At 71.2% G+C, this 13253-nt stretch carries 12 protein-coding genes, 2 tRNA genes and 1 pseudogene; 5 read left to right on the top strand and 10 right to left on the bottom strand.

The window, feature by feature from the left end; genetic code table 11:
- The 4 genes and pseudogenes from VQ02_RS21375 to VQ02_RS21360 all read right to left on the bottom strand — a co-directional run.
- A pseudogene (locus VQ02_RS21375) lies at positions 1-372 on the bottom strand (hypothetical protein); the annotation flags it as partial.
- A complete protein-coding gene (locus tag VQ02_RS21370; RefSeq protein WP_048446238.1) occupies positions 362-1261 on the bottom strand; it encodes a ParA family protein in 900 nt (299 codons plus the stop codon). The gene VQ02_RS21370 and the pseudogene VQ02_RS21375, both read right to left, overlap by 11 nt.
- 197 nt (positions 1262-1458) lie before the next feature.
- Positions 1459-2262 carry a hypothetical protein gene (locus VQ02_RS21365; protein ID WP_048446237.1) on the bottom strand — a complete coding sequence of 268 codons (804 nt, stop codon included), beginning with the start codon at positions 2260-2262 and terminating at the stop codon, positions 1459-1461.
- 226 nt (positions 2263-2488) lie between these two features.
- On the bottom strand, positions 2489-3121 hold the full coding sequence (locus VQ02_RS21360; RefSeq protein ID WP_048446236.1) for a 2OG-Fe(II) oxygenase: 633 nt from the start codon (positions 3119-3121) through the stop codon (positions 2489-2491).
- A 360-nt stretch (positions 3122-3481) separates the two neighbouring features.
- Here VQ02_RS21360 and VQ02_RS21355 point away from each other — a divergent pair, with 360 nt between their 5' ends.
- The 3 genes from VQ02_RS21355 (at position 3482) to VQ02_RS21345 (ending at position 5626) form a co-directional block, all read left to right on the top strand.
- Positions 3482-5272 carry an ABC transporter ATP-binding protein/permease gene (locus VQ02_RS21355; RefSeq protein WP_048446235.1) on the top strand — a complete coding sequence of 597 codons (1791 nt, stop codon included), beginning with the start codon at positions 3482-3484 and terminating at the stop codon, positions 5270-5272.
- Positions 5273-5349: 77 nt separating this feature from the next.
- Positions 5350-5424 (top strand) — tRNA-Val (locus VQ02_RS21350).
- Positions 5425-5551: 127 nt separating this feature from the next.
- Positions 5552-5626: transfer RNA gene (locus VQ02_RS21345), tRNA-Val, on the top strand.
- A 130-nt stretch (positions 5627-5756) separates the two neighbouring features.
- On the opposite strand, the gene VQ02_RS21340 is transcribed toward VQ02_RS21345, so the two are convergent.
- From VQ02_RS21340 to VQ02_RS21315, 6 genes are all read right to left on the bottom strand, one after another.
- Complete coding sequence (locus VQ02_RS21340; RefSeq protein WP_048446234.1) at positions 5757-6767, bottom strand: zinc-binding alcohol dehydrogenase family protein; 1011 nt, start codon at positions 6765-6767, stop codon at positions 5757-5759.
- Between the two features lie 111 nt (positions 6768-6878).
- The gene (locus VQ02_RS21335) at positions 6879-7667 is read right to left on the bottom strand and encodes a transporter substrate-binding domain-containing protein (RefSeq protein WP_048446233.1); all 789 of its coding nucleotides are present in this window, start codon (positions 7665-7667) and stop codon (positions 6879-6881) included.
- A gap of 20 nt (positions 7668-7687) precedes the next feature.
- On the bottom strand, positions 7688-8416 hold the full coding sequence (locus VQ02_RS21330; RefSeq protein WP_048446232.1) for an amino acid ABC transporter ATP-binding protein: 729 nt from the start codon (positions 8414-8416) through the stop codon (positions 7688-7690).
- On the bottom strand, positions 8400-9053 hold the full coding sequence (locus VQ02_RS21325) for an amino acid ABC transporter permease (RefSeq protein WP_048446231.1): 654 nt from the start codon (positions 9051-9053) through the stop codon (positions 8400-8402). The genes VQ02_RS21330 and VQ02_RS21325 overlap by 17 nt, the downstream gene beginning before the upstream one ends.
- Before the next feature lie 14 nt (positions 9054-9067).
- Positions 9068-9751 carry an amino acid ABC transporter permease gene (locus tag VQ02_RS21320; RefSeq protein WP_048446230.1) on the bottom strand — a complete coding sequence of 228 codons (684 nt, stop codon included), beginning with the start codon at positions 9749-9751 and terminating at the stop codon, positions 9068-9070.
- Entirely contained in the window at positions 9748-10923 is a 1176-nt protein-coding gene (locus VQ02_RS21315; RefSeq protein WP_048446229.1) for a mannitol dehydrogenase family protein, read from the bottom strand. The genes VQ02_RS21320 and VQ02_RS21315 overlap by 4 nt, the downstream gene beginning before the upstream one ends.
- A gap of 200 nt (positions 10924-11123) precedes the next feature.
- Between VQ02_RS21315 and VQ02_RS21310 the strand changes: the two genes are divergently transcribed.
- Both VQ02_RS21310 and VQ02_RS21305 read left to right on the top strand, forming a co-directional pair.
- On the top strand, positions 11124-12122 hold the full coding sequence (locus tag VQ02_RS21310) for a GntR family transcriptional regulator (protein WP_083469350.1): 999 nt from the start codon (positions 11124-11126) through the stop codon (positions 12120-12122).
- A gap of 294 nt (positions 12123-12416) precedes the next feature.
- A partial coding sequence (locus VQ02_RS21305) for a TolC family protein (RefSeq protein ID WP_048446228.1) occupies positions 12417-13253 on the top strand: 837 nt, incomplete at its 3' end.

Below are 13253 nucleotides of genomic sequence, written 5' to 3'. Positions count from 1 at the left end.
GGCCGCCCTGGCGGTCTTCTTCGGGGCGGGGGCGGGCGCCGCGGCCGGGTCGAGATCCGCCGCCAGCGCCATCAGGTGGCGGCGATGGGCGACCGCCGGCCCGTCCTTCAGGTCCGGATGGTGCTTGTCGAGGCGGGTGACGAGGGCCTTGACCTCGGCGTCCTTCAGCCCGTCGACGATCAGCGCCAGGGGCTGCGGCCCGAGGGCGTTGTGCACCGCGCGCAGGCCGGACAGGTCGAGGGTCTTGGCCTTCAGCTGCTTCGTCACCAGGGCGTGGGCGGCCTTGGTGACGTCGCCGCGGATCGCCGGGAAGGCCTCCGGCGCCTCCGCGATCGCGCACAGGACCGCGAGGCCGTCGATCTCAAGCGCCATCAAGGGCCTCCCTCAGTTCGGTCACCACCGGCGTGATCACCTCGCCGATCAGGTCGCGGCTGCTGTCCCGATATTTGTTGGCGAAGGTCTGATACTCGAGCGTGAGCGCATTCGCCAGGGCCGCCGATTGCGGCACCCGGGTCTTGAACAGGCGGAAGCGCGCTCCTTCCGCTGCGGCACCGCCCTGCAGGGTGGCGTAGGTGGCCGCCTGCTGCTTGGTGTTCTGCCAGCGGGTGATCAGCACGTGGGGCGGACGCCTGGGGGCCAGCATGCTCTCCGAGGCGCCGCCGACGCCCCAGACCGTCTCGTAGAAGGCCTTGAGGCCGTAGGTCGACAGGAAGTCCGAGATGCAGGCGACCACCACGAGGTCGCTCGCCCGGATCGCCACCTCGGTCATCGGCGAGATGCCCGGTGCGCAGTCGAACAGCACGTAGTCGTACTGCTCCCGCAGCGGGACGAAGTCCTCCTGGAAGAGCTTCCACAGGTGGCCCTCGATGGCGTGCATCGAGTACTTGCGCTTGGTGAGCGCGTAGATGATCTCGCGCTCGACGATGCGCAGCGACGGGCCGGAGGGCAGGAGCGAGATCGGCAGCGGCTCGCCCAGATGCGTCGTGCTGCTGACGTAGCCGCGGATGAAGTCCGGCAGGGCGGCCTTGTCCCGGTCGACGATGCGCAAGCCGAGATAGTAGTCGAGGGTGCGGCCCCCGGTGATCATCTCGGCCAGGACCTCGTCGCCGGCAAAGCACACCGAGGCGCTGGCCTGGGGATCGAGGTCGACCACCAGCACCGAGGCGCCGTCCGCCGCCAGGGCGTCGGCCAGCATCACCACGCTGGTGGTCTTGCCGACGCCGCCCTTCATGTTGGCGACCGCGACGAGCTTGCCGGTCATCGGCGCGCCTCCGGCCGCTTCACGGGATCGCGGCTCCGCGGCGGAACCACGGCGGGCGGGCGGAACGGGGCCATCGGGGCTCTCTTCAGCGCGGGCCCCCTTTCCACCACTGGCCTTCGAGGCGAGTCAAGGCCGGTCGCGGCACCGGACCTTCCGCGAGGTCGTCGCGGCACGCCCGGCGTCGCGAGGGGCCGCGCTCAGCCGCCGGAGCAGCGGGTGTAGGTCGTCGCACCGCGCTCGCTCGCCCAGGTCAGGCGATTGCCGACGACGGTCAGGCGCACCCGCGAGGTCCAGCGGCGGGAGGCGCTGCGGCAGGAGGCAGCCATGGTCCAGGTCCGTCCGTCGCGCCGCGCGTCCCGGAACTGGCACAGGGTCTGGCCGGCCCGGGCGCTCCCCGGCCGGATCACCGCCGGCAGGAAGCCGCGGCGGGCGGAGCGGCGGCCGGCGCAGGCCGCGGCGCTCGGCCCCCACACGCCCGCATAGGCGGGCACAGCCTCCGCCGCCTCGGCCTGCTCGACCGGGCGCGGCGTCTCCTTCGGCGATCGCTCGCGGTCGTCCCGCGGCGCGTCGGCGCGGAACTCTGGCTTGCCCCGCGGCCCTGCGGCCCGGGACGAGGCCGCCGGCCGCTCCTCCGCGTCCTCGTCGGGCGCGAGGTCGTGGACGGGGCCGGCCTGCACCGGACCGAAGCCGGAATCCTGCGGCGATTCCCGCAGCGCCGCCGCGCCTCCCTCCGGCGGGCCGGCATCGCGGTCGCCGACGCGGCCCGGCGGCTCGCGCCAGCCGCTGGCCGCCGGGCCCACATCCGCGGGCGCCGCGTCCGGCGGCGGCCGGCGGCGGAAGATCGGGACCGAAGAGCGGTAGGGCTTCGACAGGACCGGCGGGTCGGCGGGCATCTCGAGGTCGGACTGCGCGACGGCCCGGCCGGGCCCGAGCATGCAGGCCGCGCCGGCCAGCACGGTCAGGCCGGCCGCGAACAGGCCCGCACGGTGTAACGCCCTCATGATGCCCCCAGCGTCCCCCGGCCGGTGCCGGTGGTCAAGTCTTAGAGCGGCGCCCGATCGCGGTGCAATCGGGCACCGCCCCAGGCCTTTGATTCTGCCGCATTTTTCGCGACGAACCGATGTCCTCGCCGACGACGGATGCCCCGGGCCTCATGCCTCCGGCCGGGTCGGCGAGAGCCATGGTGCGGAGCGATGATGTGAGCGGAGATGCGCCGCGCGGCTCCGCTCAGCGGCCGAAGATCCCCTTCAGGAACTGGGCCGTGCGGTTGCGCTTGCGCTTGCGTTCGAGCTCGGCGGCGTCCTTCACCCAGGCGACCTGCACCACCCGGCGCTCGCCCTCGAACGGCCGGTGGCCGTGCCAGGAATTGTCGGCCCGCAGGAAGGCGAACATCGTCCCCATGGTGGGAGGCACCTCGACCGCGTAGGGCTCGTAGCGCTCGCCGTCGTAGAGCACCCGCAGCCGCCCGGCCTCCGGCGCGTCCCAGGCGTCGTTCATGTAGACGAGAAGGGTCAGGACCTTCGAGGGGCCGTCGGTGTGGATCGCGCCGTATTTCGGCTGCGAGCGGCGCATGATCGTGGTGAGCCGCGGGCAGGAGACGAGATCGACGCCGAACTTCTCGCCCAGCACCCGCGAGAAATCGTCGCTCTCGAGCTCGTCGATCAGATCCTTGAAGCGGCCGGTGAGCCGGACCTCGTCCACCGTGAGGTAGCCCGGCTTGGCGATGGCCGGGAAGTCGCGCTTGATCTCGTCGATCGCCTCCGGGCGGAGCACCTGCTCGCCCAGGACGTACCGGTAGGGATCGTGCGCGAGGGGGGCCGCACGCACCGCATCGACGTTGATGATCGAGAGGGCCGACATGGGATGCTCGCACTCGTCAGGTCGTGCGGCCGTGTCCGGGCCGCGGGAACCGGCGGACCATCGGGGCGGATTGCGGCGGCGGCGGGGCACCGCGGCCCTTGCGCATTACGGCATTGCGCAAGACGAGGACCAATCCCGCGCCGGCCGCTCACGTTCCGGCGAGCGGGCCGGGCCGGCTCGCCCCAGCGTGAACGCGGTTTAACTTGCAACGGCGACGGCGCCATGGTCCTGCCATGGGGCTGACCCATGGCGGGGCGAACGCTCGGCGGAGCGCGGCGCGCTCGAACCGCCCTCGACTCACCGGCTCGCCCCAGGGCGGGCCCGCCTAAGGCCGGCCCGCCGGGCGGCCCGGAGACCGCGATGCACGGCTTGAAGCAGGCCCTCCTGCAGATCTGGCGCCTAGCCTATCCCTACTACACCACCCGCGAGGTCACGACGGTGCGGCTGTGGCCGCTGCCGGCGGTCAAGATGCAGGAGCGCTGGGTCGCGCTCACCATGGCGGCCCTGGTGATCGGCATCGAGTTCGCCCAGGTCGCCATCAACGTGCGGCTGTCGTACTTCAACCGCGACTGGTTCAACGCCATCCAGAGCAAGGACGCGACGGCGTTCTGGTCGCTGCTGTTCTCGGTGTTCTGCCTCTGGGCCGCGATCTACGTGGCGAGCGCGATCATCCAGTACGTGATCCAGTCGTTCCTGCGCATCCGCTGGCGGGCCTGGATGACCCGGCACTACGTCGATCGCTGGCTCGGACAGGACACCCACTACCGGATGGGCTTCTCCGGCGCCCAGGCCGACAACCCCGACCAGCGCATCGCCGACGACATCGACCAGTTCACCCAGACGACGCAGACGCTCACCATCAGCTTCCTGTCGGCGGTCTCGAACCTGATCTCCTTCTCGGTGATCCTGTGGAACATCTCGTCCGCCTTCACGGTGCCGGGGACCGACTGGCACGTGCCGGGCTTCCTGGTCTGGGGCGCGCTGATCTACTCCGCCCTGGTGACCTGGATCACCCACCGCATCGGCCGGGCACTGGTCGGGCTCAACTTCGAGCAGCAGCGCCGCGAGGCGGATTTCCGCTTCTCCCTTGCCCGCCTGCGCGAGTACGGCGAGCAGGTGGCGCTGCTCGGCGGCGCCCGGGCCGAGAAGGTCTCGCTGGGCGAGCGCTTCGGCGCGCTGATCCAGAACTTCTACGCCATCGTCGACCGCCGCAAGAAGCTCGCCGCCTTCACGGTCAGCTACCAGCAGGTCAACGTCGTGATCCCCTATATCCTGGTCGCGCCCTACTACTTCGCCGGGCAGATCCCGCTCGGGGTGATGACGCAGACCGCCGGCGCGTTCTCGCGGGTCGAGAGCACGATGTCGTTCTTCATCACGTTCTACGTGACTCTCGCCGACTACAAGGCGCAGGTCGACCGGCTCACCACCTTCGACGCCGCCATGGGCCGGGCCGACGCGATGGCGGCGGGAAGCGCCCTCGCGGTCGCGCCAGCGAGCGGCGCCGGCCTGCACCTGAAGGGCCTCGCCCTCGACCTGCCGGACGGCCGGCGCATCGCCGAGGCCCCTGCCCTCAGCTTCCGGCCCGGCGAGACGACGCTGCTGACCGGCCCCTCGGGCTCGGGCAAGTCGACGCTGTTTCGCGCGATCGCGGGCATCTGGCCCTTCGGCGAGGGAGTGGTCACGACGCCGGAGGGCGCCCGCCTGATGCTGCTGCCGCAGCGGCCCTACCTCCCGATGGGGACCTTGCGCGCCGCCGCCACCTATCCGGAGCCGGCCGGGAGCCACGACGACGCGGCGATCCGCGCGGCTCTCGAGGCGGCCCGCCTGCCCCACCTCGCCGCCCGCCTCGACGAGGAGGCGCCCTGGGCCCAGGCGCTGTCGCTCGGCGAGCAGCAGCGCCTCGCCATCGCGCGGGCGCTGCTGGCCAGGCCCGACTGGCTCTTCCTCGACGAGGCCACCGCCGCCCTCGACGAGCCGACCGAGGCCGCGCTCTACCGCATGCTGCGCCACGAGCTGCCAAACACGACGATCGTCTCGATCGGGCACCGCTCGACGCTCACCGCCTTCCACGACCGGCGGATCGACATGACCCGCCGCGAGGACGGGCGCTACGTGCCGACCGAGCTCGTCGCCACGGTGCCGGCGCAGTAGCCGGCACCGGTCTCCCGGCGGGGATCCGACGAAGCGCCTTGACGCGCTGCGTCGCCCCGCCTAGAAGCCGGCTCACAGGGCGCGTAGCTCAGCGGGAGAGCATTCGCTTCACACGCGAAGGGTCACAGGTTCAATCCCTGTCGCGCCCACCACCCTTTCGACTGTCGGATGGCTTGAGCCCGTGACGTCCCGTCGTCACGCGGCCTCGCCGTCAAAGAAGGTTCGGTCCGCGACGCGGCGCTCAACGCCCCGCGTCAACCCGCAACGGGATCGGCCATTGGGCGCGTAGCTCAGCGGGAGAGCATTCGCTTCACATGCGAAGGGTCACAGGTTCAATCCCTGTCGCGCCCACCATTCCCTCCGATCGGCGATCATCAGCGTGCTCGGCCGGCTCCCGCCACGCGTGCGGCATCCCGGGCTCCGCAGTGCGGCCCCGGGACGTTGATGGAGAGTGGCAGGACGCGTGCGCGTCCCGAGGACGCGTCTAGAGCTCCAGGATCGCCTTGATCACGCCGGCCTCCGGCCGGAGCCAGTCGCGGAAGAGCTCCGGTCCTGCAGCGAGGGGCCCGGTGTGGGTGCGCAGGGCCCTGGTCGGCACCCGCCCGGCCTGCATCTGCCGCACCACCTCGGCGAAGTCGTCCGCTTGCGCGTTGCGGCTGGCGAACAGGGTGGTCTCGCGCTTGTGGAACTCGGGGTCCGAGAACACGATGTCGTCGCGCACCACGCTCACCAGAACGTAGCGCCCGCCATGGCCGACGAAGCCGAAGCCGCGCTGCATCGCGGCGCGGTTGCCGGTGCAGTCGATGACGCAGTCGTAGAAGTCGTTCGCGGTGGCCGTCGCGGCCTTCGCCTCGGCCTCGTCGTCGGCGCGCAGCAGGGCATCGGCCCCGAGGGCGTCCTGCGTGAAGGCGAGCCGGTCCTCGCGCAGGTCCATCACGGTCACGTGGGCGCCCCGCGCCTTGGCGAAGATCACCGCCGACATGCCGATCGGCCCCGAGCCGACCACCAGCACCCGGTCGTCCGCCGTGATGCCGCCCCGCTTCACCCCGTGGGCGCCGATCGCCAAGAACTCGATCATCGCGGCGTCGTCGAGGAGCGTGTCGCCCACCGGCACGACGTTCCGCGCCGGCACGCTGATCAGCTCGGCCATGCCGCCGTCGCAATGGACGCCGAGCACGCGGATGTTCTGGCAGGCATTGGTCACGCCCTTGCGGCAGGCGACGCAGGCCCCGCAGGAGAGGTAGGGGACCACGTAGCAGTTCTGGCCCGCCGCGAGCCCGCTGCCGGCGGGCGCCCGCTCGATCGTGCCGGACAGCTCGTGACCCATCACCCGCGGGTATTGCAGGAACGGGTGCTTGCCCTGGTAGATGTGGAAATCCGTGCCGCAGATGCCGACCCGGCGGATGCGCACCAGCGCCTCGCCCTCGGCCGGGACCGGCTCCGGCCGCTCGGCCAGCGTCAGCCGGCCCGGCTCGTCGCAGATGAGCACCTTCATGGGGATGGGTCTTTCGAGAGGATGGGGTGACGATGGGCTGGCGGCGACAAGATCAGGCGCTGGTCCCCTCTCCCGTGTGGGAGAGGGGGTTTTTCCGCGCCTGCCCCTCGACTATGCCAGCATCTCGGCCGGCAGGTCGCTGCCGTGGTACGTCTTGTAGATCGTGTTGAGCCGGCCGTTGCGCAGGTTCTTGCGCACCCACTCGTTGAGAGCGGTCTGGAGCTTGCCCTCGCCCTTGCGGATGCCGATCGCGTACGGGAAGGTCCGCATCACGATCTTGGTCTCGAACGGCACAGGGGGCTTCCGGCTGTTGGCGGTGTTCATCACCTGCGGCGAGGTCGCCACCATGTCGACCTGGCCCGAGACCATCGCGGTGATGAGGGTGGCGTCGTCGTCGTAGCGCACCATCTGGGCGCCCTGGGCTTTGGTGGTCGCCTCCTTGTCGTTGGTGCTGCCGCGGGTGGTGCCGAGGCGCTTGCCGACGACCGCCGCGTAGTCCTTGACCTCGCGGTCCTTCGGCCCGGCGATGACCGCCTGGATCACCCCGTAGGGATCCGAGAAGTCGATCACCTTCTGGCGCTCCTCGTTCACGCTGAACGAGGCGATCACCATGTCGGCCTTGCCGGTGAGCAGGAACGGCACCCGGTTCGGGCTCGTGACCTGGACGATCTCGAGCGGCAGCTCCCACTCGGCGGCGAGCAGCCGCGCGGTCTCGACGTCGGAGCCGGTCGGCTGCATCGCCGCGTCGGTCATGCCGAAGGGCGGCGAGCCGAGATCGAGGGCGACGAGGAGCTTCTTGCGGCTCTTGATGGTGTCGAGCGTGTCGGCGAGGGCCGGCATCGCCAGGGTGGAGGCCGCCGTGGCCGCGAGGCCGCCCGCCAGGAAGGTCCTGCGCTTCATCCCGATACTCCTTGTTGAACTCACAGCCCGCTGCCGACGAAGTCGCGCAGCTCGGGCGTCCGCGGGTGGTCGAGGTCGCGGCCCGGCAGGGCCTCCCAGACCCGGCCCTGGCGCATGTAGATGACGGTGCCGGCCACCCGCCGGGCGAAGCCCATCTCGTGGGTGACCAGGATCATGGTCATGCCGCCGCGGGCGAGGTCCTCCATGACCTTGAGCACCTCGCCGGTGAGCTGCGGATCGAGGGCGGAGGTGACCTCGTCGAACAGCATCACCTGCGGCTGCATGGCCAGCGACCGGGCGATGGCGACCCGCTGCTGCTGCCCGCCCGAGAGCTGCTCGGGATAATGCTCGGCCTTCTCGGCGAGGCCGACCCGGGCGAGGCAGTCCTGCGCCAGCTCCCGCGCCTCGCGGCGCTTCACGCCCTTCACGCAGGTCGGCGCCAGCATGATGTTCTGGAGGGCGGTGAGGTGCGGGAAGAGGTTGTAGCTCTGGAAGACGATGCCGACGGCGAGGCGCAGGGCCCGCCTGTCGAGCGTGGGCTCGTGGATCGCGTGGCCGCAGACCTCGATCGCCCCCTCCTCGATCGTCTCGAGGGCGTTGATGCAGCGGAGCGCCGTGGACTTGCCCGAGCCCGACTGGCCGATCAGCGCCACCACCTCGCCGCGGCCGACCTCGAACGAGACGCCGTCCAGGACCTTCAGCGGGCCGAAGCTCTTGTGGACGTTGGCAAGCTTAACGACGGCCGACATTGAGCTTCCTCTCCAGACCGCGGCTCCAGGCCGACAGTGGATAGCAGATGACGAAGTAGAAGATCGCCACGGTGACGAAAATCACGAAGGGCTGGAAGATCGAGTTGTTGATGAGCTTGCCGGCCTGGGACAATTCAACGAAGCCGATCACCGAGGCGAGCGAGGTGTTCTTGACGATCTGGACTAGGAAGCCGACGGTGGGCGCGGTGGCGATGCGCATCGCCTGGGGCAGCACGACCTTGGTCAGGCGCTGCCAGGGCGACATCGCCAGGCACTCGGCCGCCTCCCACTGGGTCTTCGGCACCGCCTCGATGCAGCCGCGCCAGATCTCGCCGAGGAAGCCCGAGGCGTAGATCGTCAAGCCCGCTCCCGCCGCGATCAGCGCCGGCAGCTGGTCGAAGCCCGCGATGGCGAGGCCGAAATAGATCATGAACAGCAGGATCAGGAGCGGCGTGCCCTGCACCACCTGGACGTAGGCCGAGGCCAGGCCCCGCAGGACCCGGTTGCGGGAGATGCGGGCGAGCGCCACCCCGAAGCCGAGGAGGCCGCCGCCCAGGAAGGCGATGGCGGAGAGCGCGAGGGTCCAGCCCGCCGCATGGAGCAGGAACCAGAGGTGCTGGGGTCCGAAGGTCGGCATCACTCCCCTCCCCTCTAGAGGGCCGTGCCGAGCTTGCGCCGGCGGGTGAAGACGAGGAGGCCGAAGCCCCAGAATGCCCAGCGCACGACGAAGGAGAGCGCCAGGTAGACGAGGCCGACGACGATGTAGGTCTCGAAGCTGCGGAAGGTGTCGGACTGGATGCGGTTGGCCACCGCCGTCAGCTCCTCGGCCGAGATCTGCGAGCAGATCGAGGAGGCGAGCATCAGCAGGACGTACTGGCTGACGAGGGCGGGATAGACCCGCTCGATCGCCGGGCGCAGCACGACGTGCCAGTAGATCTGGCGGCGGTTCAGCCCCAGGCACTCGCCGGCCTCGATCTGCGCCTTGTGGATGCTCTCGATGCCGGCGCGCATGATCTCGCAGGTATAGGCGACGACGTTGACGACGAGCGCGAGCACCGCCGCCATGGTGGCGTCGACCCGCAGGCCCAGCACCGCGATGCCGAAATAGACCAGGAAGATCTGGACGAGCAGCGGCGTGTTGCGGATCACCTCGACGTAGGCGCCGACGACGCGCTTGAGCCAGGGCGGGCCGTCGGCCCGGGCGATGGCGCAGAGGGCGCCGCCGACGAAGCCGAGCACCGTCGCCACCGCCGAGAGCTGCAGGGTGAGCCAGACGCCGGCGGCGAACTCGCGCCAGTACGGCAGCAGGGCCGCGAAATCGAACTGGTAGGTCATGCAGCGCCCTGGCGGTAGGCGGCGGCGAGCGCGCGCAAGGTCGGTGCCGCCGGCACGTCCCGGGGATCCCGGGCCGCTTCCGCCACCCAGGCCAGGAAGGCGTCGACCCGGCGCTCGACCTTCTGGGCGTGGTTCTGGGCGATGTCGGCGAGGCGGTGGTTCAGGTACGGGTTGAGGAAGCGGTCGAGGGTCGCGGCGACGTAGGCCGCGGCGTCCGCCTCCATGCCCCGGGCGGCGAAGCCCGGCACCACCTCGTCGCGGTAGAGCGCGTCGAGCCGGGCGCGGATGGCGGGGTCGGCCAGGATCTCGCGCACGGTCTCGTCCGCAGGCCGGCCCTCCCGCTGCCAGATCTCCGCCAGCACCGTGTGGCCGAGGTTGAGGATGTGGAGCTTCAGCCGCTCGAACGGCTCGAGGTCGTCGGCGAGCACGATGCAGGGGTGCTCGCAGGGGAGAACCAGGCCGGGCCGGCGCTCGATCGCCCACAGGGCGTAGGGCTCGGCCACGGCGCCGACCGGCTCCAGCGGCTCGGAGACGATGCGGTCGACGAGCGTGTCGGTCCAGACCACGCCGTCGCGCAGCCAGGCCCGGAAGGCCTCCGGCAGGCCGGCCGCCGCCGCCAGGTCGAGCACGAGGCCCTGCAGCACCCGGCCGTTGCGGTTGACGAGCTCGCAGGGCAGCACCGTGAGGGAGCGCCCGCCCGCCTGCCAGCGGCGGTGGAGGAGCTGGGCCAGCTTGCCCGGGAAGGAGGCCGGCGGCCGGGCCTCGATCAGGCCCGGGCCGCGATCGGCCTCGGCGATGACGTAGCCGGTGTCGCCGGTGTTGGAGAGGACGATGTCGGCCTCGGCGACGAACAGGGCGGTGACGGCGTCCCAGTCGGTGGCGGCCGACAGGCCCCGGTCGATGCTGGTGACGGTGACCCGCCGCTCGACCGGGGCGCCGGCCTCGATGCCGCGGATGATCACCGGATAGCCGCCGGGCGCCCCGAAGGCGGCGACGCGCCCGGCCCGGGCGGACGCACCGGAGGTCTGCACCACCGTGATCGGGCCGACGTCCTGGCCCGCCTCGCGGGCCTCGTGGAGGAAGAGGTCGGCATGGGCCTGCAGGAAGCGGCTGGTGCCGAACTGGACGACCCGCCGGGACGGGCGGGTGAGGCCCTCGGGGACGGCGTTCATGCGGCCGGTGCCGCGCAGGCGGAGATGCTGCCGATCGGAGCCAAGGGCGTGTCCTCACCGGGGGGGGCTTATGTATTATCGTGCATAAAGAACCGGCGGCCAAGCTCTGTCAAACGGTTTTTTATGCGCAAAGAACCCGCACAGGCTGGATGGACGGGGCGCCGCCGACGTGCTGCATTGGCCGCGGGGGGAGCGGCGAGATGCGGGCGAACACGGTCCTCAAGCGGGCCTACAACCAGTGCCTGTCGATACTGGCGGTGCGGCCGCTCGGGCCGTGGGGGGCCTCCGAGGCCGAGCTGGCCGAGGTGCTTGAGATCAGCCGCACCACGGTGCGGGGCGTGCTGGCGGGCCTCGCCGCCGCCGGCATCGTCGGGACCGACGGGGCCCGGCGCCACCTGCTCCGCCACCCGGTCCCGGAGGATTACTTCCCGGGTCTCGAGACCGAGACGGTGGCTGAGGCCGTCGAGCGCAAGTTCATGCAGTGGGTGCTCCAGGGCGATTGCCGCCCGGGCCAAGTGGTCAACACCTCGGAGCTGGCGCGGCTCTTCGGCACCTCGACCACGGCGGTGCGGGAGTACCTGACCCGCTTCAGCCAGTTCGGCCTCCTGAAGCGGCGGGAGAACAGCGGCTGGATCTTCGCCGGGGTGACGCCGGACTTCGCCGCCGAGATCTACGAGATCCGCGAGATGTTCGAGCTGCGCTCGGCCCGGCGCTTCGTCGAGCTGGCGCCGGACTCGCCGGCCTGGACCGAACTCGACGCCATCGCGCGCGAGCACCACGTCCTGCTCGCCGAGATCGACGCGCGCTACTCCGACTTCTCGCGCCTCGACGAGCGGCTGCACCGGCTGATCCACGACGCGTCGCGCAACCGGTTCATCCGCGACTTCTACGACGTGATCTCGATCATCTTCCACTACCACTATCAGTGGGACAAGTCGGACGAGAAGGAGCGCAACCGCGTGGCGCTGCAGGAGCACCTGGACTACATCGCCGCCCTGCGCTCCCGCGATCTGCGCCTGATCGACCAGACCTGCCGCGCCCACCTGCGCACCGCCCGGGCGACGCTGCTGCGCTCGATTGCGGTCGGCCCCCTGAGCGGCCCGTCATCGCCGCCGCCCGATCCTGCTCCCGCGAGCCGCCGGCCGCGGGCCGCCTCCGCCCGGCAGGTCACGGGTCCCGGGACCGGTCACATCGGCTGAGCATCGCAGCCCAAGAATTGGCGGGCGGTTCTGCCCGCGACGTCCGGTTGCCGGCGGCGTATCGGCGCAGGTGATCGGAAGACGCACGCCTCGTCGCTCGGTTTTCTTTCAAATACTATCCGGGCGAACGAAGTCGATTTCGCGGGATTCTTCCTGACGCACGGGACCGTCCGCAAGGGTAAGACTTTGTTCACCGTGTTGTGCGAAGAACAGGCGACGGCGCGCGAGGTCATCGCCGGACCGAACCCTAGGGGGGTCCGGCGCGGCCGCCGGCACAGAACTTTCGGAGATCGGATGCCGGTGCGGCGCGCACGGTGGGAGACGCTGACCTGCATCCTCGCAGTCCTGGCGGGGGCCGGGTCGGCTCGGGCCCAGAGCCTCGAGGAGGCATCGGCCGCGGCGCTCGAGACGAGCTTCGTGCTGCGGGCCGAGCGGGCCCGCCAGGACGGGGCCGAGGAGCGCCTCCGCGGCGCTATCGACGCCTTCATGCCCAGCGTCGCCTTCACGGCCGACCGGCCGCTGCGGAGCCGCATCACCTACGCGCCGGATGCGGCGCCGCCGACGGTCGGGCTCGATGCGACGCCGCGCCGGGCGCCGACGGTGGTCGGGCTCACCGCGAGCCTGCCGCTCTTCGACGGCTTCCGGCGCTGGAACACCTATCAGACCGCTCGCACGCTCGCCGAATCGGGCCGGCTGCTGCTGATCGGCCGACGCCAGCAGGTGCTGCTCGACACCGCGCTCGCCTACATCGCGGTCCTGCGCGACACCCGAATCCTGGCCGCCCGGGAGGCGCAGCTCGCGGCCATCCGGCGCATCGCGGCCTTCACCGAGAAGCAGCTCGAGCTCAACGACGCGACCCGCACCGACGTGGCGCTCGCCCGCTCGCGGGTGCAGGAGGCCGAGGCCCTGCGGCTGCGGGCGCAGGCGGACCTGACCGCCTCCCGGCTCGACTTCACCCGCCTGACCCGGATGGAGCCCGAGCGGATGCTGCCGCCGCGCCTGCCCGACGGGCTGCCGCGCCACGCCGACGCCTTCGCCGAGCTGGTGCGCCGGGCCAACCCCGACATCGCCGCCTTCCAGCTCGAGGCCGAGGCCGCCGGCTACCAGGCCAAGGCGGCGCTCGCCGACCTC

Source organism: Methylobacterium variabile (assembly GCF_001043975.1).
GTDB lineage: Bacteria > Pseudomonadota > Alphaproteobacteria > Rhizobiales > Beijerinckiaceae > Methylobacterium > Methylobacterium variabile.
This window is presented reverse-complemented; position numbering and strand designations above follow the sequence as displayed.

Coding starts and splice junctions, on each gene's coding strand:
- VQ02_RS21325 (WP_048446231.1), bottom strand. CDS start 9,053: ATGCCGACCTTCGGACCCCAGCACCTCTGGTTCCTGCTCCATGCGGCG.
- VQ02_RS21340 (WP_048446234.1), bottom strand. CDS start 6,767: ATGAAGGTGCTCATCTGCGACGAGCCGGGCCGGCTGACGCTGGCCGAG.
- VQ02_RS21320 (WP_048446230.1), bottom strand. CDS start 9,751: ATGACCTACCAGTTCGATTTCGCGGCCCTGCTGCCGTACTGGCGCGAG.
- VQ02_RS21355 (WP_048446235.1), top strand. CDS start 3,482: ATGCACGGCTTGAAGCAGGCCCTCCTGCAGATCTGGCGCCTAGCCTAT.
- VQ02_RS21370 (WP_048446238.1), bottom strand. CDS start 1,261: ATGACCGGCAAGCTCGTCGCGGTCGCCAACATGAAGGGCGGCGTCGGC.
- VQ02_RS21360 (WP_048446236.1), bottom strand. CDS start 3,121: ATGTCGGCCCTCTCGATCATCAACGTCGATGCGGTGCGTGCGGCCCCC.
- VQ02_RS21315 (WP_048446229.1), bottom strand. CDS start 10,923: ATGAACGCCGTCCCCGAGGGCCTCACCCGCCCGTCCCGGCGGGTCGTC.
- VQ02_RS21335 (WP_048446233.1), bottom strand. CDS start 7,667: ATGAAGCGCAGGACCTTCCTGGCGGGCGGCCTCGCGGCCACGGCGGCC.
- VQ02_RS21365 (WP_048446237.1), bottom strand. CDS start 2,262: ATGAGGGCGTTACACCGTGCGGGCCTGTTCGCGGCCGGCCTGACCGTG.
- VQ02_RS21330 (WP_048446232.1), bottom strand. CDS start 8,416: ATGTCGGCCGTCGTTAAGCTTGCCAACGTCCACAAGAGCTTCGGCCCG.
- VQ02_RS21310 (WP_083469350.1), top strand. CDS start 11,124: ATGCGGGCGAACACGGTCCTCAAGCGGGCCTACAACCAGTGCCTGTCG.